This is a genomic window from Ruegeria sp. HKCCD3925, from assembly GCF_057221175.1.
In genome coordinates this window covers 73575-96770 of record NZ_JBWVBI010000002.1, presented here as the reverse complement: position 1 = coordinate 96770, position 23196 = coordinate 73575, and the positions used below count along the sequence as shown (strand labels likewise).

The 23196-nt window shown below is 51.1% G+C and carries 25 protein-coding genes; 17 read left to right on the top strand and 8 right to left on the bottom strand.

The window, feature by feature from the left end; translation table 11 throughout:
* Positions 1-50: 50 nt before the first annotated feature.
* The gene (locus AC2TEM_RS05455) at positions 51-1100 is read right to left on the bottom strand and encodes an ABC transporter ATP-binding protein (RefSeq protein WP_170394099.1); all 1050 of its coding nucleotides are present in this window, start codon (positions 1098-1100) and stop codon (positions 51-53) included.
* Between the two features lie 157 nt (positions 1101-1257).
* Between AC2TEM_RS05455 and AC2TEM_RS05450 the strand changes: the two genes are divergently transcribed.
* Entirely contained in the window at positions 1258-2256 is a 999-nt protein-coding gene (locus AC2TEM_RS05450) for an ester cyclase (protein ID WP_170423225.1), read from the top strand.
* Here AC2TEM_RS05450 and AC2TEM_RS05445 read toward each other — a convergent pair.
* Complete coding sequence (locus AC2TEM_RS05445) at positions 2253-3143, bottom strand: SMP-30/gluconolactonase/LRE family protein (protein WP_170422625.1); 891 nt, start codon at positions 3141-3143, stop codon at positions 2253-2255. The two genes, AC2TEM_RS05450 and AC2TEM_RS05445, sit on opposite strands and share 4 nt — an antisense overlap.
* A gap of 200 nt (positions 3144-3343) precedes the next feature.
* Between AC2TEM_RS05445 and AC2TEM_RS05440 the strand changes: the two genes are divergently transcribed.
* The 10 genes from AC2TEM_RS05440 to rfbC all read left to right on the top strand — a co-directional run bounded on the left by AC2TEM_RS05440 (position 3344) and on the right by rfbC (position 9870).
* Positions 3344-4105, top strand: coding sequence for an aldolase/citrate lyase family protein (locus AC2TEM_RS05440; protein ID WP_170422623.1), 762 nt, complete (start codon positions 3344-3346; stop codon positions 4103-4105).
* Between the two features lie 790 nt (positions 4106-4895).
* Positions 4896-5090 (top strand): hypothetical protein, encoded by a 195-nt coding sequence (locus AC2TEM_RS05435; protein WP_170422621.1) that lies wholly within the window; start codon positions 4896-4898, stop codon positions 5088-5090.
* A gap of 348 nt (positions 5091-5438) precedes the next feature.
* Entirely contained in the window at positions 5439-5657 is a 219-nt protein-coding gene (locus AC2TEM_RS05430; protein WP_170422619.1) for an HlyD family secretion protein, read from the top strand.
* A 42-nt stretch (positions 5658-5699) separates the two neighbouring features.
* A complete protein-coding gene (locus AC2TEM_RS05425; RefSeq protein ID WP_170422617.1) occupies positions 5700-5864 on the top strand; it encodes a hypothetical protein in 165 nt (54 codons plus the stop codon).
* Positions 5865-5984: 120 nt separating this feature from the next.
* Positions 5985-6386, top strand: coding sequence for an ATP-binding cassette domain-containing protein (locus tag AC2TEM_RS05420; protein ID WP_480790464.1), 402 nt, complete (start codon positions 5985-5987; stop codon positions 6384-6386).
* A 232-nt stretch (positions 6387-6618) separates the two neighbouring features.
* Positions 6619-6789, top strand: coding sequence for a hypothetical protein (locus tag AC2TEM_RS05415; protein ID WP_480790463.1), 171 nt, complete (start codon positions 6619-6621; stop codon positions 6787-6789).
* A gap of 86 nt (positions 6790-6875) precedes the next feature.
* Positions 6876-7247, top strand: a complete 372-nt coding sequence (locus tag AC2TEM_RS05410; protein ID WP_480790462.1) for a hypothetical protein — start codon at positions 6876-6878, stop codon at positions 7245-7247.
* A gap of 121 nt (positions 7248-7368) precedes the next feature.
* Positions 7369-7794, top strand: a complete 426-nt coding sequence (locus AC2TEM_RS05405; protein WP_480856027.1) for an ABC transporter permease — start codon at positions 7369-7371, stop codon at positions 7792-7794.
* A 669-nt stretch (positions 7795-8463) separates the two neighbouring features.
* Positions 8464-9303: a 2OG-Fe(II) oxygenase gene (locus AC2TEM_RS05400; protein ID WP_170422615.1), complete on the top strand. Its 840-nt coding sequence runs from the start codon at positions 8464-8466 to the stop codon at positions 9301-9303.
* Between the two features lie 21 nt (positions 9304-9324).
* Positions 9325-9870, top strand: a complete 546-nt coding sequence (gene rfbC / locus AC2TEM_RS05395; protein ID WP_170422613.1) for a dTDP-4-dehydrorhamnose 3,5-epimerase — start codon at positions 9325-9327, stop codon at positions 9868-9870.
* Here rfbC and AC2TEM_RS05390 read toward each other — a convergent pair.
* Complete coding sequence (locus AC2TEM_RS05390) at positions 9867-10967, bottom strand: acyltransferase family protein (RefSeq protein ID WP_170422611.1); 1101 nt, start codon at positions 10965-10967, stop codon at positions 9867-9869. The genes rfbC and AC2TEM_RS05390 overlap by 4 nt on opposite strands.
* 442 nt (positions 10968-11409) lie before the next feature.
* Here AC2TEM_RS05390 and AC2TEM_RS05385 point away from each other — a divergent pair, with 442 nt between their 5' ends.
* From AC2TEM_RS05385 to AC2TEM_RS05365, 5 genes are all read left to right on the top strand, one after another.
* Positions 11410-11790, top strand: coding sequence for a serine O-acetyltransferase (locus AC2TEM_RS05385; protein ID WP_480790459.1), 381 nt, complete (start codon positions 11410-11412; stop codon positions 11788-11790).
* Positions 11787-12830 (top strand): dTDP-glucose 4,6-dehydratase, encoded by a 1044-nt coding sequence (rfbB, locus tag AC2TEM_RS05380; protein ID WP_170422607.1) that lies wholly within the window; start codon positions 11787-11789, stop codon positions 12828-12830. Before AC2TEM_RS05385 ends, rfbB begins: the two co-directional genes overlap by 4 nt.
* Positions 12827-13666: a dTDP-4-dehydrorhamnose reductase gene (gene rfbD / locus AC2TEM_RS05375; protein WP_170422605.1), complete on the top strand. Its 840-nt coding sequence runs from the start codon at positions 12827-12829 to the stop codon at positions 13664-13666. Before rfbB ends, rfbD begins: the two co-directional genes overlap by 4 nt.
* A gap of 75 nt (positions 13667-13741) precedes the next feature.
* Positions 13742-14620 (top strand): glucose-1-phosphate thymidylyltransferase RfbA, encoded by an 879-nt coding sequence (gene rfbA / locus AC2TEM_RS05370; RefSeq protein ID WP_170422604.1) that lies wholly within the window; start codon positions 13742-13744, stop codon positions 14618-14620.
* 297 nt (positions 14621-14917) lie between these two features.
* A complete protein-coding gene (locus tag AC2TEM_RS05365; protein WP_170422602.1) occupies positions 14918-16177 on the top strand; it encodes a hypothetical protein in 1260 nt (419 codons plus the stop codon).
* 63 nt (positions 16178-16240) lie between these two features.
* On the opposite strand, the gene AC2TEM_RS05360 is transcribed toward AC2TEM_RS05365, so the two are convergent.
* The 5 genes from AC2TEM_RS05360 to AC2TEM_RS05340 form a co-directional block, all read right to left on the bottom strand.
* A complete protein-coding gene (locus AC2TEM_RS05360) occupies positions 16241-17035 on the bottom strand; it encodes a WecB/TagA/CpsF family glycosyltransferase (RefSeq protein ID WP_170422600.1) in 795 nt (264 codons plus the stop codon).
* Complete coding sequence (locus AC2TEM_RS05355; RefSeq protein ID WP_480856026.1) at positions 17035-17856, bottom strand: hypothetical protein; 822 nt, start codon at positions 17854-17856, stop codon at positions 17035-17037. The genes AC2TEM_RS05360 and AC2TEM_RS05355 overlap by 1 nt, the downstream gene beginning before the upstream one ends.
* 59 nt (positions 17857-17915) lie before the next feature.
* Entirely contained in the window at positions 17916-19064 is a 1149-nt protein-coding gene (locus tag AC2TEM_RS05350) for a Gfo/Idh/MocA family protein (RefSeq protein WP_480856025.1), read from the bottom strand.
* Positions 19065-19188: 124 nt separating this feature from the next.
* The gene (locus AC2TEM_RS05345; RefSeq protein WP_170422596.1) at positions 19189-20319 is read right to left on the bottom strand and encodes a hypothetical protein; all 1131 of its coding nucleotides are present in this window, start codon (positions 20317-20319) and stop codon (positions 19189-19191) included.
* Entirely contained in the window at positions 20273-21694 is a 1422-nt protein-coding gene (locus AC2TEM_RS05340) for an MBOAT family protein (RefSeq protein WP_170422594.1), read from the bottom strand. The genes AC2TEM_RS05345 and AC2TEM_RS05340 overlap by 47 nt, the downstream gene beginning before the upstream one ends.
* A gap of 228 nt (positions 21695-21922) precedes the next feature.
* Here AC2TEM_RS05340 and AC2TEM_RS05335 point away from each other — a divergent pair, with 228 nt between their 5' ends.
* Entirely contained in the window at positions 21923-22870 is a 948-nt protein-coding gene (locus AC2TEM_RS05335; RefSeq protein WP_170422592.1) for a hypothetical protein, read from the top strand.
* Positions 22871-23196: the final 326 nt, after the last annotated feature.

Sequence of the window (23196 nt, the reverse complement as noted above, 5' to 3'; positions counted from 1 at the left end):
GAAGCCTGCACCCGAGATTGTCCCGTCATTGCGGGATTGGTTTTCGTCTCTCAGATCTCAAGGCGCGCGCCGGTTTGCGCATCGAACAGGTGACAGTGATCGGTATGGATATGAATCGACACCTGATCGTCGATTTCAGCACGATAGGTTTTGTCGGCCTTGACCGAGACCAGCGCTCCGCCGATCCGAACCGAGACCATGGTGCTATCGCCCAGCAATTCCTGCGTATAGATGGGCGCGTTAATCTCGCCCCCGCTTTCTACGACATTGGCGTCCTCGGCGCGGAAACCCAAAGTTATTGGGCCATCCGGAGCATTCAGACCATGCACTTCGGTATTCTGCGCGCGGAACACACCGCCCTGAACATCGCCATCAACCAGGTTCATCGCCGGGTTGCCGATAAAGCTGGCGACAAACGTGTTCGCAGGCTCGTCGTAGATCGCCGTCGGAGAGCCAACCTGTTGGACAACACCCTGCTTCATGATCACCACGCGATCGGCCAGTGTCATCGCCTCGATCTGGTCATGTGTCACATAAATCGTAGTCACCGCCAGTTCATGGCTAAGGTTCTTGATCTGCGCGCGAGTCGAAACACGCAGTTTTGCGTCAAGGTTGGACAACGGCTCATCCATCAGGAACACGTTGGGCTCGCGTACAATCGCACGCGCCAGAGCCACCCGTTGACGTTGCCCACCTGACAGCTCTGCCGGCTTACGATGCAGAAAGTCGTCCAACTCTACCATCGCCGACGCACGGCGCACTTTTTCGTCATGGGTGGAAGCGTCGATGCCACGTACCCTCAGCGGGAAACGAATGTTCTCGTAGACATTCATGTTCGGATACAAAGCGTAAGACTGGAACACCATCGCGACGTCGCGGTCTTTTGGCTCCATATCGTTGACGCGGGTACCGTCGATCAGAATATCACCCTCGCTTGCGTCTTCCAAACCTGCGATCATGCGCATCGTCGTGGTCTTGCCACAACCCGACGGGCCGAGGAGCACCAGAAATTCCTTGTCGGATATTGTCAGGTCGAAATTGTCCACTCCAACAAACGAACCCCAACGTTTTCCAACATTGCGCAGTTGAATCTCGGCCATACTGTCCTCCCAGTTGCACCTGAGTGCATACGTTTGCAAAAGCATAGACATCCAAAGGAACATCTGGCAAGTATTTTTTGCAAGCGAATGCAAAAGCGCCCGCAATCTTGCTAAAGACTGACGCTTCCCTCCGGGCAAAGCATTGAAAGTAAAAGATATGTCTTACGAAGCCGAGAAAGAAATTGTCCTGAACTTCTACAAAGCTCTGAGCGATGCAGAGGAATCAGCCCACTCTGATGTGATCGCTGAGTATTGCGCCGAGGACCTCCTGTGGCGCGGCTTTCACCCGTTCAACGAGCTGCGTGGCGCTAGCAACGTGGCGCAAAAATTCTGGCAGCCGCTGAATCACAGCCTAACTAACTTGCAGCGTCGGATGGACGTGTTCATGGCTGGTCAAAATGAAATCGACGGGTTCAATTCAGTCTGGGTTGTTTCGATGGGCCATCTCATGGGGCTGTTCGACAAGGACTGGCTGGGCATTGCGCCAACCGGAAAAATGGCCTTACTGCGCTATTGCGAGTTCAACAGGATTGAGAAAGGTAAGATTGTCGAAACCGCGATGTATTTCGACATCCCGCATTTCATGATTCAGGCCGGGTTGCAGCCCTTCCCGCCGCAGACCGCCGCACAACTTGTCCAGCCCGGGCCCATGACCCATGACGGCCTGATGTTCACGCCTCAACCCGCCGAAGACGGCCAAAAGACATTGGCCGCTATCAACGCGATGATCTCCGATCTTGGGCGGTGGGACAGCGGGCTCAGCCTTGAAGATGAGTTGCGCCGCACATGGTGCGAAGACATGATCTGGTGGGGGCCATCCGGTATCGGTGCGACCTACACAATCGAACGTTACGCCAAACAACACGCTGGCCCGTTCCGTGCTGGGTTTGCCGACCGGTCAAAAACCAACCATATCTGCCGCATGGCCGAGGGCCACTATGGCGGCTTTTTTGGCTGGCCGAACTTTACCGCCCGACCAACCGGCGGGTTCATGGGAATGCCTGCCACTGACAAAGCCGGTGAGTTCCGGGTGATAGACATTTATCGTCGCAAAGGTGATAAACTGGCCGAGAACTGGATTTTCATCGATCTGCTTCATTTCTGGAAGCAACAGGGTGTCGATATTCTGGACCGCATGGCGCGAGTGGGCCTTTAGATCATGGCCAGACCCGTCATGTTGGTCGGAATACGGTAAACGGACGTGCAGGCAGTGATGTACAGCATGCTGAACCCGGCCCCACCAAAGCAGAAGTTGGTAGATTTCTGCGGCGTCAGAATGACACCAAGGCAGTGCGCTTGGGCATCAAACAGATGTACACCGCCGGGACCATTGCACAAAATCTGGCCGTCGCGGGTGCACTTCATACCGTCCGGTACCCCTTCCCCATCGCCAACAACATCGGCCCAGACCACCCCACCGGTCAGTGAGCCATCAGCGGCGACATCAAAGATGCGGATATGGCCACCCCAACTGTCATTGACAAACAGCCTTGTTTCGTCAGCTGACAAACACAACCCGTTGGGTTGCTGAAAATCATCCGCGACAAGGTGTAACGTGCCGTCGGGATCCAGCCGGAACACGCCTTGCACCGGCAGTTCCTGCTCTCTCAGAATGCCAAGATCCTCTCGGATACGACCAAAACTGGGATCAGTGAACCAAATCCGACCGTGCGAGTCGCAGATAACATCGTTGGGGCTGTTGAGTTCTTTGCCATCAAAATGCGTGGCGATCGAAGTAACCCGCTTGCCGCCGTGATCATGGCGTACCAAATGCGAACTGGCGTGCTCGCAAGAGATCACTGCCCCGCTTTTGTCGAAGCAATTTCCGTTTGCTTGGTTGGATGGGGTGCGAAAAACGCGAACTCCCTCACCCTCGCTCCACTTGTATTGATGACTCTCCTGAATGTCCGAGAATACCAGCCAATGCTCTTCGGGGTGCCATATTGGCCCTTCGGTAAACCCCAGACCGCTAGCGATTTCTTCCAGTTGAGCGTCAGGGTGCACCAGATCTGTGAAGCGTTTGGAACGGATATCGAATACCATGAGAACACCTTTTCAGAGTTGCGCCTGCCAACACTACCGGCAAGCCTCGACAAGAACAGCGTTTCGGGTGAAAACGCAATAACGACTGTTCGATAGTCTGGCCCTGCCAACGTCAATGCTCTACGCTATGGCCGATGTTTCCAAACCGCTTGGCTGCCAATTGCCATGTGCCGCCCAAACAAAACCGTCAGGACTTTCCCATGAATTTCAAACAACGCATGCTTTCTGGCGAGCCTCTCGTCGGAACGTTTCTCAAGACACCAGCCCATGAACTGGTCGAGATAATTGCCAAGTCAAAACTGGACTTCTTGTGCCTGGATGCGGAACACGCACCCTTTGACCGGGGTCGGTTGGATGTTTGCCTCGCCGTCGCCCGGGCTCTGGGGTTGCCGACGTTGGTGCGGGTGCCGACTGGGTCGGCGGACGAGATTCTCAAGGCGCTCGACAGTGGCGCGACAGGTATTGTTGTGCCGCATGTTGACAGCGCCGAAAAGGCCCGTCGCATTGCGCGCGAGGGTCGTTTTGGCCATGGTGGTCGCGGCTATGCCGGATCAACCCGGTGGGCAGGGTTTGCGACTCGATCCATGGCTGATGTCCTCAAGCAAAGCGAAGAAGAGACAATTATCATTGCCCAAATCGAAGAACCAGAAGGCGTCGCAGAAGTCGATGATATCGCCGCGACCGAGGGCATCGACGGGGTTTTTGTAGGGCCTGCGGATCTTGCGGTGTGCTACGGCGTGACTGATCAGTCCGACCCACAGGTTCTTGATGCAATGCGACGCTCGGGCGATGCAGCCAAAGCACATGGAAAGACGCTGATGACCTTTGCAGCCAGCGCAGAAGCCGGACACAAGCTGCGCGACTATGGGGTGACCATGATCTTCGTCGCTTCAGAACACGCCTTCATGCTTCGCGCTGCAAACGCGGAAGCAGAGAACTTCCATGGCGCCGCGAGGACGTGAAATGCACAGGGCTTTTTAATGGAAAGTGCCTTGGGATCGAAATATCCGCGGGCTGGTAAATGCTGCGACGACAGTACTTTCTTTGCTAGAAATGCGATGCGCGATTGCGGATTATTCGCTTCGCTGAATAGCGGTATCCTGTCGGTTTGTCTCCAGTCTGCCGTGCACGCCTTGATCAGGTAAAAATCGCGAAATGGGATAGGTTTAACATTTGCTTGACATCCGTCTCAGACTTGTCTCCAGCGCAAAGCTATCAGTGAACGCATTAAATGAATTTACCAAAGTAGAAATTGACTTGAGTAAGATCAATACGCAGTCAGCGCATACTTTCCTTTTTTGCTTTTAGCGCGGCTCGACGGAATCGTTCCCTTCGATGTGGTCCCCTCGATAATCTCGCGCCAACTGGGATTTTCTGGTGATCAATTCCAAACAATACGATTGGCACTCGACTGCGCAAGAAATGGCACAGTATCATGCACCCTACTCATCGGCGCGCAGCCGAAAAGCTGTTCGGGTGTGGCCGTGCTAAATTCCGATCAGAGTAGGGCCGACGGAGGTGCATGACATTGCCATTTCTTATAGCTGTTGGCTGGGTGAAACCCGTACGCCGATCCTCATGTTAAAGGCACACCTTGAGGTACCTTTGGCATAAAAGGTTGAATGGTGCCGTCAGACCACCCAAAATCTCGAAGTGTTTGATATCTGCATTGGGCATTCACCTCCGGCACGAAGAAAGTAGCGCCCATCTGATCGGACAAGGACTGGCGGATTGGTTGTCTCGCCTGCTCGCATGACACGTTACAGCTGCGCGCAGCAGTTGGACGATATATACAAATTAGAATCCCTGATTACATGGTTCAACCACCAGCCCAACCCAAACAAGGACCATAAACCGATGGGTAACTTTGTTGAACATGACAATTCTCATAACGTTGATACTAGCGGCGGCAATGCCGGCTTTTCTGGATCGCTGCTCTGGCTCTAGCGCCAGCGTGGCCTTGGGGGTTTTGGTGTGCGACCGGGTGGCCTTGGCCGCAATGGCCAGCGAAATTGTAGTCGATTTACCCATCGCCGAAAGGACCGTTGTGAAGGCAGGCGACACATAGGTTCAGCTTGTTCCAACGCTGCAGAGCGCAAAGCTGGCTCTGGCACAGGCCAGGCTTGAAAAGGCACAGGCCACGCTTTTCCAAAAATTTTAGGTTGGGCCACGAGAGGAAGAGATTGCGATTGCCGAAGCCAAAGTCGCAGGCGCTGTTGCTCAGCGGGCTGATGCCGAAGCCGTTTAAGAACAATACGCCAAACTAGTCAAAAACTCGATCGTGACAGAAGCCCAGTGGCAAATGACTTGGCCTTGCGAGATTTCGCGCGGGCCGACTTGGCCAGCTTAGAGCAATCGCTGAAGGAGTTGCAAAACGGCACCCGTCTTGAAGATCTTGCTGTCGCAGAGGCCAACGTGCGCGCGGTGGAAGTCTCGGTCGTCACCGAACAAACCATGTTGGATGAACTGACAGTCACTGCAACCCGTGACGGTGTGCTGGTTTCACTGCCCTAGAATCTGGGCGAGCGTGTAAAATCCGGCAACCCTGTTGCCGTCATGATCACAAGACAAACACCTTGTGCGCGCGCAAATGTGCCCGAGCCACATGGCGTCAGTCTAAATCCGGTCGGCGCGCTGGAAGTACGCGTTGACGGGCCTGCTGATCCGATGGATCAGCCACGATATGTCGTTCACGGCTTATTAGCGATTGAACGAGGATGACCGGACGCGGCTTGTCTATCTGGCAGAGATTGACCTGCCCACAGCATCGCCGGACTTGCCTGCTAGAGTACCCGCGCAAGTCCCAATGGCACGAGCGATGTCGTTGTCTGGACAAAGGGCTTGACCCGTTGGTTCGGGGAAAAAACAGCAGTCAACAATCTGGATCTAGAGATCAACACAGGCCAGATTTACGGATTTCTCGGCCCCAATAGCTGCGGCAAGACCACGACCATGCACATGCCAGCCGGTTTGCTGACACCAAGTAGTAGTACGATATTAGTTTTAGGTCGGTCGATGCCCAAAATGGCAGAGCCATTGAAGAACGAAATCGGATTTATGATCCAGATCTTCTCGTACTACCCAGATGCGACTGCTCTGGAAAAGCTTCGGTTTGCGGCTGAAATCTGCGGTATTCGGGCTAAATCGGCTCAAGGCCGGGTCGGCGAGCTAGTGCGCACCAATAACCTAACGACCAATGTGCATAAGTTCAGCGGTAGCATGAGCGGCGGACAACGACAATAGCTGACACTTGTAGCGACGGTCATGCATCGGCCAAAACAGCTGTTTCTGGATGAACCAACCTCGGCCGTTGATCCAGAAATTCGCCGAACACTCTGGGAGCATTTATTTATCTGGTCGATCTGTATGCGACGATGATCGTATCGACCCATTTCTTGGACAAGGCCGAGCGCTGTCACCGGCCGGCCATCCTCTAGCACTGGGCAAAAAGGTGGAAGGTTCTCCGCGACGGTAGATGGATGATCTGCTGACTGATGTTGTAGAGATCGAAGGGCCAGGCCTGCAAAAGGTCAAACACGAGTTGGATGGAAAACCCAAAGTCCTATCTACCGCTCAGGTCGGGTCGCGGCCGCGCGTGCTTATCGACAAGTCTGACCCACAGCCCGTGAACATGATGTGTGCGTAGCTAGATACATTTCTTGACTTGTCACTTTCACCGGAACGCCCGACTCTGGGAGATGTGTTCGGCAATGCAACGCTGGATCCGGAGCAATGATCTCGCCACACCGCATCGCACCTGTGCTGAAAAAAGAACTGCTGCAACTTCGCCGGGACAGGTTGACCTTTTCAATAATCATCATGATCCAGCTGCGGCTGTTTGGCGACGCGTTCAAATCCAACCTGCGCCATGTGCGCGTCGGGTTAGTGGATAAGTCCCGAACCGAACTGTCCCGCAAATTTTCACAGATCGTTCAGGCCACGCAGGTCGTTACAATCACCGAAGAGCTGACCACCCGCAAGAAGCCAAGCGTTCGATCACCGAGTCCCGCGTGTGTGCCGCGTTGGTCATCCCTCAGGACACGAGCCAACGTCTTGCCCGCAGCCCGTCTGTCGGGCTTGGTCTTCCCAACTCTACGGACCTGACCAGCAGTTGGCCCGTCGCCCATTGGATCGTCGATAGCTCCGACACGATGGTCGCAAGCGCGATCAAATCCCTACGGATGATGCCCTTGACCGAATTGCTGAAAAGCCGCCAAATCAGCAAATGCCACAATTCGAGGTGACACTCTACTTCAATCCAGAACAACGACCAGCGGTGAATATCATGCCCGGGCTCGTCGGAATCATCCTGACCATGACGATGATTCTTTTCACCTCGGCCGCCATCGTCCGCAAACGCGACCGGGGCAATATGGAGATGTTAATCAATACCCCGATTCGGTCGATCGAGCTGATGGTCGGCAAGACTATCCACTATATCTTTCTGGGCCTGATTCAAGTCGCGATCATCCTCGGCCTTGGGCACGTCCTGTTCGATGTTTCAATGGATGGTGCCTTGGGTGTGCTTTTGGTGGTGAAGTTGCTGTTCATCGTAGCCAGCCTGTCGCTTGGATTGGTCATCTTAACGTTTGCCCAAAACCAACTAAAATCGATGCAAATGACCATCTTTGTCCTGCTACTTCTATCCTGATGTTCGGTTTCATGTTCGCTTCAAATGGCATGCCGCAACCAGTCCAAGTAATGGCGCAGGTATTACGGCGACACATTTCATGGATATGGTCCGAGGCGTCGTTCTAAGCGGCGTATTGCCATATGAACTCCGTTGGGAGATCCTTTGGATGATCGGTATTGCCGTTCTCGGATTGCTTGCAGTGATACTAAGATTCGAAAAGCGCCTAGGTTGATGTATCTCCCGCATTCCAAGCATTATGCGAATGTCAACTTAGATACTGAATACTTGAAGCGGATTGGCTCACGGAAACGCTGATAAACGAACGGATGCGCGCCTACGCCCCTTTTGATTGCACAACATGAAGACTATCCGATACGCCTAATGTCCAACGAACTCTAGTCGAACTCCAAATCGACTCCGGCCGTCGAGTTCTTGAGATCGATACTAATCCTACGCCAACTTGCATCGCCAAAACTTATAATAAACTTATTGGCAGTCAGGTTCATCTGCTCACTCAAAAAAGTTGTTGTCAAAACGGGTGGACCGAGACGCATCTACATGGGACTATGACCTCGTTAGGGCTTGTATCGATTTATCCGAATAGCAAAGCTACAACTAACTACCAAGTGTATGACTTTGAATAACTGCCTATTCGACGTCAAAATTGTAATAGTGAGAACACCAGACATGTCCGACAGTGCGTTTCCCATAGACTCCGCAGCTCTTATCATCCCGACTGCTACAGCAAAAGAAATTGGCTCTCGTTATGCGGATGAATACCAATCCGGTGAACCATATCACCATATTTGTATCGATAACTTCTTGCCGATGGATGTTGTTGAAAAGGTACGCGAAGATCTCGCCTCGCTACCGGACGCCGACCTAGCGTTCGACAACGCAGAGGAGAAGCTCAAGTCGCAATACAATCCAGACCGTTTGCCGGAATACACAAGGCATCTGTTTCAGGCCTTCAACTCACGCCCCTTTTTATTGTTTCTGGAGGAAATGACCGGGATCAAGAAGCTCATTCCCGACCCCTATTTCATGGGGGCTGGAATTCATAAAACATTGAATGGGGGCCATCTTAACATTCATGCCGACTTTAATCTTCATTCACATATGAACGTGGAGCGGCGCCTAAATGTGTTGATCTATCTTAACCCACCATGGAAGGAAGAATGGGGGGGATCTTTTGAGATTTGGGACAATGACATGACTCGAAAAATGGCGAGTTTTACACCCACTGAAAATCGAATGGTGTGCTTTTCTACAGGATCAAGCACATTTCATGGGAACCCGGAGCCCGTGAACCATCCCGATGGCTTACCGCGTCAGTCAATTGCGCTTTATTATTACACTGCAACCTGGGACGATACGCGGGTGTCACACGGCACTATTTTCAAACCACGGCCTGGATCTAACGACGCCTCGGACAAGAGAGATCGCCGAAGACGCTTGCTGCACGATGTCCTGCCACCGGTTTTACATCGCCGCATAGCCCCGCGTCTGAGGCGAATAGGATTCTGACCCACTACGGTGATGCTAAAAATGAACATCGATGATACTAGCCTTCCTGGCATCTTGGTTCTGACACCACGGCGTCATTGCGACAACCGTGGGTTTTTCTCTGAAAGTTGGAATCGCCATCAGATGGCAGAGGCAGGTCTTGACATAGATTGGGTACAGGATAATCACTCTCTGACGGCTGCACCAGGCACAATCCGGGGCCTTCACTATCAAGCTCCACCACATGCCCAAACTAAGTTGGTTCGTTGCGGTCGCGGAAGTTTTTTGGATGTAGTCGTGGATATTCGAAGAAACTCCGCAACCTACGGACAATGGTTGAGCGTGGAACTAAGCTTTGAAAATGGTCAGCAACTCTTGGTGCCGGGTGGTTTCTTGCATGGCTTCATAACTCTGCAGCCGGATACAGAAATTATCTACAAGTGTTCTGAGTACTACTCTCCTGAGTCAGAGGGGGCGGTCAGATGGGACAGTTGTGGTATTGACTGGAAGCTTGGTGGTTCCCTACCAGTGCTCTCGGAAAAAGACGCGGTTGCGCCCTTGTTCTCGGAGTTTGAGAGTCCTTTTTAGTGCGATTTTCTCGATAGCCTGGCGCGTATCCACGAACTGGCGGGTTTCTCGATCAGCCGATGAGTTGCCAGTGCCAAACCAACGCTGGCGACTATGTATAGTGGCATCAGCCAAACACTGTTCGCAAACTCACGGCTGCCGTTTAATAACAAGTCTGCTACGACGAGCAGTGTGATCTGCAAGGGAACATGAACCAGATAAACGGAGTAACTGATATCCCCCAACACGCGCAGGTGCGCCCCAATAGACGGCAGGCTAAGATCACACACTGCTAAGAAAACAATTATAGAAGCACTGACGAGGATCGCACGCACAGGAACGTCCAACGACCCCCATGCAACAACGACTGTTCCGCTCGTAACTATTGAAAGCCAAAACAAGTATCGAACATTCCAATCCAACCGTGCGCATAGGCCATAAAGGAATGTTCCAACAAAGAAGTATGCGGCGCAGCTAAATATGGCGAGCCGAACCACGGGTAAGTCTGGTTCCAAAGAGCTTATTGCAAATCCCATGATGGAACACATCAATGGAGCCAGCACAGGAAAGCGCCGAATGGCGGTGAGCGCAACAAAGAAGATCGCGTATGCCGCCAATTCCATTGAGACTGACCAGATTGGTCCATTAAAGCTTAATCCCCTACTTTGAGTGGTCAGGTTTGTTGCCATAAATATGTTCAGTAGAAAGTGACGCAGATCATTGTTTCCATAGACCTGCCAATGACCCACAGCATAAAGGGAAACAACTTGAATAGTAGCAACATAAATCAAAGTAATTGCGTGAAGAGGATAAAGTCTTGCGACACGCGCAGTAACATATTCGCGCAAAGTTGCTCTGCGTGGAAGATATACATGGGCAAACACAAATCCAGAGATCACCCAGAAAAGCTCCACGGCCCAATATCCGTAGTCAAAAAAGATCTGGAAAACACCGGCGAAGGGAAAGTCTTCGGTGCTGGGCAGCGATGATCGCCCAGTGTAATCGGCCAGATAGAAGTGGTGATAGTGAAATATAACAATGACTAGCGCTGCGGCACCACGCATTCCATCAATCCACCGAAAATAGTCGGGGGCAGGCGATCCGGGCAAATCCGCCATAAATTTATATCCTTATGCACTCACCAATATGTCGCCTTCCGGCATTAACCCTATACCTCTATATTGCAAATTCTTAGCTTTAGCTATGTTGCTTTGTAAGGTCTTTTGTGGCTCTATCCAGTTGGATCGGGAAGGATTTTGGAGATTTTAGAGACTAAAAGAAGGCACAGTGCATGAGGGCATTGGCGATCGGACTGTTTGGACAAATAACCAAAGCCTTGTTTGGCTCAGTTCAAGCCTTAGACAGTCGACACTGCAAGTCTGTAAACACTGTGCCATACGTCAAAATTGTGTCGGTTGGTTCCACAGACTTCAATACTCAGGCTCAAATTACATGACCATTTCAGCGACAGAGCCAGACTGGGCAAGGGAACAACGGCGCAGTGCTTGGGATCCATCACGCGGTCTTTTAAGCGCTATTCGCGCTTATCAGAGGGGCGGAATGTTAAGTCGACGCATTGCCATATTGCGCTATCGGTTCTGGTCTACCGTCACAGGAGCCGATATCCCGCTCAATACGTGCATCGGGGGTGGATTGTTGTTGCCGCATTCCAATGGGATAGTAATCCACCCTGACACCAAAATCGGAGTGAACTGTACTATATTTCAGCAGGTAACACTTGGCGTGAACCGTAACAAAGCGGGTGCTCCTCAGATTGGTGGGCATGTGGATATTGGGCCAGGTGCTCGTATCCTTGGACCGGTACAAATTGGCAAACACGCAGTGATTGGGGCAAATGCTGTTGTTTTGAACGATGTTCCGGCCGGAGCAACTGCAGTTGGGGTGCCTGCGCGCATCATAGAATTCAAGGACCCAACATGAAAATTCTTGTCACAGGCGGAGCAGGCTTCATCGGATCTGCTGTTGTAAGGCTAGCGGTAGCACGACGCCATGAGGTGATCAATCTTGATGCGCTTACCTATGCTGCCTCCCTTGAAAATGTGGCAGAGGTTATGGAAAACCCGTTTCACACGTTCATCGAGGCCGATATACGCGACCGTGAGAAGTTAGATCGAGTTTTGAAAAAATACGCGCCTGACGCGATCATGCATCTGGCTGCCGAGAGCCATGTAGACCGCTCCATTGATGGGCCCGAAGCCTTTATTGAGACAAATATTACTGGGACCTACACCCTGCTAGAAGCCGCCCGAAAGTACTGGAACGAAGCCGGTAGGCCTGAAACATTCCGCTTCCACCACATCTCAACCGATGAAGTCTATGGGTCCCTCGGGCCTACTGGTCATTTCACCGAGGATACCCCTTATTCTCCGCGCAGCCCTTATTCTGCATCGAAGGCAGCATCAGATCATCTAGTGCGCGCTTGGCATGAAACATTTGGTTTACCAGTCGTTCTGACGAACTGCTCGAACAACTACGGCCCTTACCATTTTCCCGAAAAGCTGATCCCGGTTGTCATTCTGAACGCCTTAGCGGGCAAACCGCTGCCAATCTACGGCGACGGGCTCAACATACGTGACTGGCTTTATGTCGAAGACCATGCCGACGCTCTTTTGCTGGTTCTAGAAAAAGGTAAACTAGGCCGATCCTATAACATCGGCGGTGAGAACGAGCGCTCCAACCTTGACTTGGTAAAGACGCTCTGTTCGATCCTTGATGAGTTGCGCCCCAAGGCACAGGGTTCCTACGTAGACCAAATCACATTTGTTGCGGACCGCCCAGGTCATGATTCACGCTACGCAATCGACCCAACACGCATTCGCACTGAATTGGGCTGGCGCCCCTCAATCACTATTGAGGAAGGCTTGCAACGCACCGCAAAGTGGTACTTAGACAATGAACCCTGGTGGCGTGCGCTACAGAAGCGAAGGGGTGTCGGAAAACGGCTGGGTGCACGGTCATGACTGTTCTTGTATTTGGTAAAACCGGTCAGGTTGCGCAGGCCCTCTCGGTTTACGCGTCAGGAGCCGTGTTCCTCGATCGCGCTGGAGCGGATCTAACGAATCCTGCGGCCTGTGCGGCAGCAATCAAACGATATGCACCTCAGGCAGTAATTAATGCGGCGGCCTACACCTTTGTAGATAGGGCCGAACAAGAGGAAGATCTGGCTACCATAATAAACGGTGAAGCGCCCGGAGCGATGGCGATTGCTTGCTCACAACTTGGCATTCCATTTGTGCAAATCTCGTCTGACTATGTTTTTGATGGCGGTGGAAAGTTCCCGTTCACCCCTGATGATCCTCCGACGCCACTGGGTGCCTACGGCCGGTCTAAGTTGGCAGGCGAAACCGCCGTCAAATCGGCGGGCGGCAATTATGCGATATTGCGGACCTCATGGGTCTTTTCCAGTTATGGCAACAATTTCTTAAAAACCATGCTCCGGTTATCTGAGACACGAGACAAGTTGACTGTTGTTGCCGATCAGATCGGCGGTCCCACACCCGCTAGCGCAATAGCACTGGCAAGTCTAGAAGTAGCGCGCCGGCTAACGCCAGGCAAATCCGGCATCTATCATATGGCAGGAGAACCAGATACCAGTTGGGCGGGGTTCGCTCGCACAATCTTTGCTTGTGCAGGACGCGATATTGATATCGTTGAAACTTCGACCGCTGAATACCCCACCAAAGCCATTCGTCCACTCAATTCTCGCCTGGATTGTTCAAAATTAAATGAACAATTCGGAATTTCTCGCCCGGATTGGCAAGCAGCAACCAGAGAAATTGTGGCTGATCTTGTATGAGAGTGCCGATTCAGTTTCTACACGGATATCTTCGTACTACAGTATCGTCGTTTAATTTGTTGAAAGGTTAACTGCATGAGCAAACGCAAAGGTATTATCTTAGCTGGAGGTTCAGGCACGCGGCTTTACCCGATTACCACGGGGGTATCCAAGCAATTACTTCCCGTTTTTGACAAACCAATGATCTACTATCCGCTAAGCGTCCTGATGCTATCGGAAATCCGTGATATCGCAATAATCACAACACCCGAAGACCAAGCGCAGTTCCAGCGACTTCTGGGGGACGGCAGCCAATGGGGCATTTCCTTCACTTGGATCGTGCAACCTTCACCGAACGGTTTGGCACAGGCATACCTTTTGGCAGAGCATTTTCTTGCTGAAACACCGTCAGCAATGGTGCTGGGCGACAACATTTTTTTTGGCCATGGACTACCCGAGATTCTTGCACGTGCAAACGAAAGGCAGATCGGCGGAACGGTTTTTGGATATCAAGTAACTGACCCAGAACGCTATGGGGTGGTAAGCTTCGATGCGAAAGGTGAAGTAGTTGATATTGTCGAAAAACCTGAAACACCTGCGTCCGACTACGCGGTCACAGGTCTCTATTTTCTGGATGGCAGCGCACCAGAACGCGCACGTAGCGTTAAGCCGTCAGCCCGGGGGGAGTTGGAAATCACCTCCCTGTTGGACACATACCTAGCGGATGGGAACCTTACGGTCGAACGTATGGGGCGTGGCTACGCCTGGCTAGACACCGGGACTCACGGCTCCTTGCTTGATGCAGGTAACTTTGTGCGCACCCTTCAGGACAGGCAGGGGCTCCAGATATCAGCGCCAGAGGAAATTGCATTTCGACAAGGTTGGATAGACCGAGATGATTTGCTGGAACAAGCCAAAATTTTTGACAAGTCCCGTTACGGAGACTTCTTGAGAAAACTAGCCAAAGAGGTATGATTCAAAGCTCGCAAGCTGCAACTAACCTTCATTAACAGGTGCGTTGTCGTAGATCGTTGCGCACCCGACTAATCTATCCCAACGTTCAGATTGTACTTCAACACGCCGAAACAAGCATTTTTGGCAAAACAAGAAGGATTAAGATTAGCCATTTTGCTTCTAACAACCGTTAGACATGAATTACCTCATTATTGGCCGGACGATTTAATGGGATAGACTGCACCGGGAAGAAAATTCCCACCAAATCACGAGTCAGGAATTGAGGCGCGTCAAATTGTAATTGCTTGGGACAGCTTAATGCAAGATAAGGAACATCTATCGTGGCCACACCTATTTGCAATCGGCGCATTAGCGGTTCTTTTAGGTTTGGCGATAGTGCTGCAACCGGGAAGCACGTATTCATCCCCGGCAAAAATGGACGCCTATTTCGGCGGGGAACTTTCTCCCAATTCATGGGCTTGGGAAGGCTCATGGTCAAAAAGTGCAGAGCCCTTTAAGTATCGAATTTTATTTCGCTATTCAGTAGACTTTTTCGCTGATAGCCTTACGGCCTTTCTTCCGAAAGATCTAACAACCTACTGGTACGCCTTAGTAACTGGTCTTCTGATTAGCATCAGTTTTTCGCTTGTTGCTTTGGAACTTTTGCTGCGGGAGTGTAACTACAAACCATCACTCAGGTCGATTTTGTTGATCGTCTGGTTTTTGTTTCCTCCGATCCATCATGCCTTTCTTCTGCCAGTGCAAACTAAGGAAGACTTCTTAGCATATGGCATCTTCTTTTTGGGCATTCGTTCAATACTTAAGAACGATCTGTATGGAGTTCTGTTTTGGACAATACTAGCAGCGCTGACTCGTGAAACGCTCTTGATTTTGCCGTTGGTGTTCTTTCTAGTTTCTTGCAAGCCCTTATCGCAAAGAGTGCTTCCATTGATTTGCGCCGTAGCGCTACAGCTTGGAATTCGCATTCTGATGGGCACTGAAGGCTATCAGGTTTTGCGCAACGAAAACTTTGAAACCGCCCTGACTATCCCGATGAGCATTTTTCTCATTCTTGGATTCGGCTGGGTAGGATTGTTCACCTTACTTCTCAAAACACGTATCGCATCTACGTATAATATGACTCTTCAAAGCCTCAAGTTGAAGAATTGCGATGAGGAAAGCGGTCCGCCAGATTATTTGGAGAGATTGGTTGCCACGCTTCCAATAGTGTTTATTTTAGTGCTGATCACCCATTTGTTAATGGGTCGGATTGTTGAGATTCGCATTTCTGCACTACTCGCACCTTGGGCTCTGATAGGTATTGCGAGTTTGCTGCAAGGGCGTCCGCTGCGATTTCGCATCGTACACCTTATTGTTCCGACGCTCGTACTTGTTGCGATTGTGACTTTGGAATTGTCAGGCTTCGGTACGCATCTGAGGGACTGGGTGAACCCCAGAATAATCGGGTTCAAAGGTCAGATCTGGTGGTTGGAATTGTATATGCAGGCCACACTAGTCGCATTGCTAGTGTCATTCTCCATGATGCCACGTGCCAACAAAATCAAATGCAAACCCTGATATTCGGCACGAATTCATCTTAGAAGTCTTAGCTTAGGGCAGGCGCTCGATTGCCTTGAGTGTTCAACGGAAAGGGTTACGATAAATGCCCAGCATTTGTTTCAATATGGCCCACAGGAAGGGCGGTTCATGGATGATGTAGCGGTGAAAGCGCGCTCGCGGCTCTTTTGCCAATCGATAAAGCCACTCAAATCCCCAACTGGTTATCCAAGTCGGTGGTCGTTCAAAGGTGCCGGATTCGTAGTCGATGGTCCCACCAAGCGGAAGCCACAGCTTAATGCCCGGCATCCGATCACGGTATTCTAGAATAAACTTTTCTTGCCGCGCACCAGCCAGGCCCACAAGGCAGACGGTGGCACCACTGTCATTAATCGCCGCAATCATACGTTCGATCTCTTCTGGGTTTTTGTCGAAATCGAATGCAGGACTGTCAGTACCCACGATCATTTGGCGGCCGACCTTGGCATTGATGTTTTTGGCCGCCTTCTCGGCCACCCCCGATTTACCACCACATAAAAACACGGTCACCGAAGGATCATCCGCATAACGGGTATAGAACTTCGGAAAATAGTCACTTCCCGACACTCTCTCCTGCACTGGCTTTCTCAACCAATGCGTGGCGAAATACATAATCTGACTGTCGCATGTGATCACGTCGAACTCAGGCAGAAGATCATAGAATTCTCGGTCCTGCTGCAGCTTCATGATCATGTCGACATGCAGGGTCAGCATAACGCCTTCGCGGAAGTGTTCGACAATATCGTCCATCGCCACATCATGCACCCAGGCATTCAGCATGGGTACGCGTGTCATCTCACCCAGACCTGGCAGAATGTCCACGTTGCTTCCGTCTGCCATTACGCTGGCCCTCTCATGTATTTATCAACAAGCGCTTTAGTACCATTGATGTTCCCCGCGGATGAAGCTCCGAAAACGATCGCTTCCACACCCGGCAATTCGGAAATCCAGTGGATCGCCTCGTCTGCAGGAATAGCTCCACTTGCATAGACCGACATTGCTACAGCCCGTACACGGCCTGATTGAAGCACCTCCAGATATGACTCGAAGCCACCCGACATCCGAAAGCCAATCTTGTTGATGTTCGAACAGATGATAGGCCTTTCGATGCCTTCTTTTTCCAACGCCTCCAGCAACATCGGCATGTTCATGGTGATATAGGCAGGCTCCGCACCATATTTTTCACGGATGTGATCATCAAAAATACGAAATGCACGAGTAAAGCCCATACCCAGCAGAAGATCAGTAAAGACGTTCTGGATGAAGACCACAGGGGCTTTTGTGCCCGCAAACATCTTCATTTCCATGTCGATGAGCACTTTTGCGATGCCTTCAACTTCTTTGGTCGCTAAGGCCGTTGCTCCGGTGAGCGCTGTAGCCAGCAAGCCGCCTGATGGCATGAATTCCCGTAGCGCACCTACCATACCGTGCTCAGTGACTGCATTGGCGTATTTATGCGCGTAGGGCATGCAAGGGTAGAACTGAAAATCCGCGTACCGAGCCGGCTCTGCCTTGATCCGGTCGGCCACTTCGGCGATGCGATCATGCGTTGTGCACATGAAGGTGTGAATCCCCGCATCATAGGCGGTGTCGAGCACCTGCATGACCGCATCGGTACGCTGAAAACGCATGGCTTGGGCGCGTGCCTTTTCTTCGGACATGTGATTGATGCCAAAGAACTGGTTGTCGCCAAACAGAAGCTTGTCCATCTCTGTCTCCTTCAGCGTCCAAACCAGCTGCGTTTCTTTGCCGCTTGAGGGACGGCAGCACGCGCCTCGCCCAACGGTTGTCCGGATTCGGCGTTGTCGATGATCATACGCATGGTCTTATCGGTCTCAGTAGCGCTGGCAAAGCCATTTTCCACCGCGACTGTTTTGCCATCGCGGACCGCCGAAATGAAATCGTCGAGTTGAGCAGAATATTCCTCACCCCTTAGATAAAACCAGCGATCTTCGGTCAATTCAGTGGTGTACTTCACTGTCCAACCTGGAGCATAGTCCTCAAGCCCCTCGACCGGTTTTCGCAGAAACGCCTGGCATTCCTGCCGGTCAGCGTAGAGCCTGCCATTTGTGCCTAAGAGGCTAATCTTAGTGGACATCTTGCGGTGACTCTCGTCCGACCAATTCACGGACAGCTGTGCCGTAGGCCCATCGTTCCATCTAAGTGTAGAGAACACTTCGTCATCTGTTCCATCAGAAAAAACCTGACCCAAGTGCGAACCAATCACCTGATCAGGCGCACCGAAGAACCAGTTCAATAGATTGAGCGGGTGTGCTGCATAGTCGTATAGGCACCCTCCGCCTTCGGATTTATTCGTACGCCAAGTTGCCCGTTTAGGTCGTAGAACCACCGGTCCATAGGCTTCGGCCAGCACATGAGTGATCCGACCAATGGCACCAGCTTCGACTAAGCGTTTCAACTCGGCAAAAGCACCCACGTAGCGATAATGGTATCCCACCTGCGCCACTAATCCCTTTGCTGCTGCCAGCGCCGTGAGCCGTTCACTGTCAGCCCAGTCAAGACAGAAGGGTTTCTCACAAAATACATGCACTCCCCTATTAAGGGCAGCTTCGACCATGGGGGCATGCAATCGCGATGGGGTTGAGATTATCACCGCATCAATCGCTGATTCCGTCAACATCTCCTCATAGTCTTTAAAGATAGGCGTCGAGATGTTCTTACTAAGTATATCAACCAAAAAGCCCGCGCCATCACAGGCAACAGCGTCGACATCAGGATGCGCGTTAACCATAGCAAAGTGACTGAGACCCATCTTTCCCAGCCCCACAACGGCCACTTTTAACTTACTCAAAACTACTAGTCCTCTATCAAAATCGCTTATCAAATTTAGCCGTTCGCAACGCTGCAAGCTTTAACATTGTACTTGTCATATATGATGCAAGCTTAATAGGGCGGAAATACTACAAAGCGGTGCTTATTGTGTGCGCGATCGAAACAATGCACTGCGTCCACGACCGTCTATGCACATGAGGTCACGGTACTAGATCAAGGAACCGATCGGCAAACAAGTCGTCCACATGGGGTCTGTAGTGTCCATCTGGAAGGAAGCCTGATGAATTTGTCGGGGCGAAGTGCTCGGCGGTTGCGAGATACGCGATGCTCTCAGCCTCCAATACTGGGCGTACAATCGACAGTATGTCTGCGTCTCCGGGGTCGCGTGACTGGATTAACATGACTATTGGTAGCTGGCCGTCTTCTCGGGCAATCTTTGCGAACTCAGAGACTATTCGGCGCAAAACAGTGTCATAGGGATATCGTTCCCCTGACAGGATATCGGCCTCTGTCCGCGCCACGTGCGAAGTGCCGATCGACCGACGGACGAGTCGCAAAAATGGGGAAGCATCAAAGGCAGGTGCTCCGAATGTTGAGTATGTATAGAATTGATCAACAGACGCGATCTGATCTTCCCATGCCCGGCGCAGCACTGGATTACCTGTCAGTGAGCGCTCTTCGTCAGCGCTATTGATCAGTGGCTCAACCCGGCGAAGTCCCTTATCCTCAGGCCAATAAACCGGGTATGTGAACGGGGCAGGTTGCTCAAAGACCCATGACCTGTTGCTCAGCGCCGCCATAGCAGGCACTGAAGATGATAGGATGCCTAAAACCACAATGTCGCCTGGATTTCTGTTTTGCCGATCATCTTCGAAGAGCGCGTATGTGAAGTTAGGAGGAGCGCCGGGTCCGGCATGAGAATCAGAGACAAGCTCTGGACGTTTTTCAACTGCCTTCGTGATGATGTTGTTCACAAATGACATTCCGTAACTACGTATCGTCGGCGAGTTTTCTGTAGTATCTTCGGCAAATTGCGACGTAGATTCTGCAAGGATGCCTGAACGCCAGGACACGTCGAAAAGATTACCGCGCATCGCGGGGTTGTCCTGCCAGCGAGCCAGCTTGCCCGGAACAGATCGGCCGTACTCAAAAAACGTGACCAGCCGACCTAAACGCCCCGAGGTTTCAGCCTGATTCAGAATCTGTTGGACACCCAGATCAATCAGCGCCAGAAAAGCTAAAGTGAGACCGATCATAAATCCTGTTTTTTTCAATGCACATTCCTCAGAATTGGAAATAGATGAAGGCAGATGTCTGGGTGGTGGCCCCAAATGCAAGAAGGTATATCATACTGGCATAAAGAGCCGCTCGAATAACCGGATGCCAATGTGTGTAGAACTTAACGCTACCCGAAAGTTCGATACACAAATCCCAGATCAACAAGAAACCCAATCCGACAAGCGCGGGGAATGGCGGCTCTGGTATTGTTAGGCCCGGCGGGCCATGGAAGATACGCCTTGTGAAGTCCACGATTTGCTCAAATGACGTGGCTCTAAACAGCAACCAACCATAGCTGACAACTTGAAAGAATAGAACGATCGCGCCTATTCGAACCAACCATCCAAGAACTGAACGCCGCGTACCTTCTCCACTTCGATCATGGCGACCCGCAAAGGCACGATGAAACGCAAGCAATCCACCCTGATACACCCCCCACGCCACGAAATTCCACGCTGCACCATGCCATAATCCCCCCAAGGTCATGGTCGCCATCAAGTTGCGGTAGGTCTTCCACTTCCCGCCGCGATTGCCGCCCATACTAATGTAAAGGTAGTCTCGTAACCACGTTGAAAGTGAAATGTGCCATCGCCTCCAGAACTCTTGCGGGTCAGCCGCGAAGTAGGGTTGCGCGAAATTCCGCATCAGACTGAAGCCCAACATTTTGGCGACGCCGCGCGCGATATCCGTGTACCCCGAAAAATCGCAGTAAATTTGTATGGCAAACAACCAAGTTGCAAAGATAACATCCAGTCTTGTCGGGCTTGGACTGGCATAAATTGCGTCTACTGAAGGGGCGAGACCATCTGCAATAACTACTTTCTTAATAAGCCCCAATAGGCACAACACCGCACCACGCCCCAAGTTTTCCCAACTTAAAACGCGGTGTGACGTTATGTTGGGTAGTAGGTTCCGTGCGCGTTCAATAGGCCCGGCTACCAATTGGGGAAAAAATGCCACAAACAGCGCAAAGTCCAGGAAGTTCTTAACGGGTTTTAGATCGCGCCTATAGATGTCAATTGTGTAGCTAAGTGTCTGAAAGGTATAGAATGAAATACCAACTGGCAATACAATCGACAGTGTAAATGGATCCGCATTATATCCAATACCAGCCAGCAGATTCTCAAAACTATCGACGAAGAAACCCAGATATTTAAAAATACCCAACATTCCAAGATTGACTGCTAGTGAGACAAACAGAAGCCGTCGACGTTGGGTTTGCTCCAGAGTGTCCTGTATCTTGAGGCCGATCAGATAATCCACTGCAGTGCTGAGCATAATTAGGCTCAGAAAACGCCAATCCCACGCACCATAGAAAACGTAGCTTGCTATTAGAAGCATTCGGTTTTGCGCTCTGTGCGACAACACCACATACGCAAAAGAGACAATCGCAAAGAAGGCCCAGAATTTAGGTTCTGTAAATAGCATCTAGTATGCCCTATACTAAAAACCGTTGACTCAAAACAAAATTTCTCTGCTAGTGCAACTGCCCAATAGGGTAGATTTTGGCGCTCGCTTTGATAGAAATTAGTTTGGGCATAGTTTGAGGTAAGCTCCAGCAACAGCTTGAAGTTTTATCAAGCCTGTAGGTAGATGAGTGAAACTAAGGCTTGCGCAAACTGATATGTCATTACAAGCACACAACGGTTTCAAAACATGCTGCACCGTCTCAAACGCAAATCCACGGCACTTCTTTTGACGCTAGTCTCCGCTTGCGGGCTATCTGCTCGCTGTGGTCTGCCCGATCCAATCGCCCGAGAAGATTTCAACTCGCTTTATGAAGAGCCTCTCGCGCCGCCGGAGGTGCCGCTCAATGTCTACCATTTGGGACACTCGTTAGTTGGCAAGGACATGCCAGCGATGGTCGCGCAATTGGCTGGCACTGGTCACAGCTACAATAGCCAGCTGGGTTGGGGTGCCAATCTGCGTGAACACTGGGAGCCAGACGTTCCAGTAAGCGGTTTCGAACAAGAAAATACCCATCAGGAATTTCGGGATCCGCACGAAGCATTGGGTTCCGGGGAATACGATGCGGTCGTTTTAACCGAGGCGCTTCCTATTCGCAGCGCAATCAAGTACCAGGATCCACAGAAATACCTGCACAAATGGGCAGTCGCTGCTTGGACAGGTAATCCAGAAACCCGGGTTTATCTATATGAAAGCTGGCATGGTCTGGATGTCGAAGAAGGTTGGCTTACGCGGCTAGATCAAGATTTAGAACTTTATTGGGAAGGTGAGATCCTTCTTAGGGCTCTCGCATATGAAGATGTCAACAATCCCATTTATGTTATTCCTGTGGGTCAAGTCATGGCCGCGTTTGCCCGTCGAGTCGAAAAGGAAAACGGGATAGGGCCCATTCAAACACATGAAGATTTGTTCTCTGATGATATCCATTTCAACGATTATGGAGCCTATTTAGTTGCTCTGACACATTACGCAGTGCTCTATGGCAGATCTCCTGTGGGGTTATCTCACAAGCTGAAAAGGTGGGATGGTTCTGCGGCAGTTTCACCAGGACAAGAAGCGGCGCGCGCAATGCAAGAAACTGTTTGGGACGTTGTGACCTCATACCCTCCGAGTGGAGTAAAAAAGCCTTATTTCTAAAGGGTTCAAATGCGTTTTTGTAAGGATACAAGCCAATTTCCCGAAAGCCGGAAGGAGCAGGCCTTCAACTTTCTTTGGCCAAGCGAACTGAGATGACTATTTGAACCCGTGAGCATTTCCCGCGATGTTTCAAAATCAAATTTTGCGCGTTTTGGCGTCTATCTTATTAAGCGTCAAGCGATGGGCGTGTGGTTTACGTCGCTAGTAGAACCGTTAAAATTCGCTTTCCATAAACTGAGATTCTGGGCGTGTACCCTACTGAAATGGCCAAAATCTCATACCGCAATACAAGCATTGCTAAACTTATCGACTCAGAGTGGATCCTG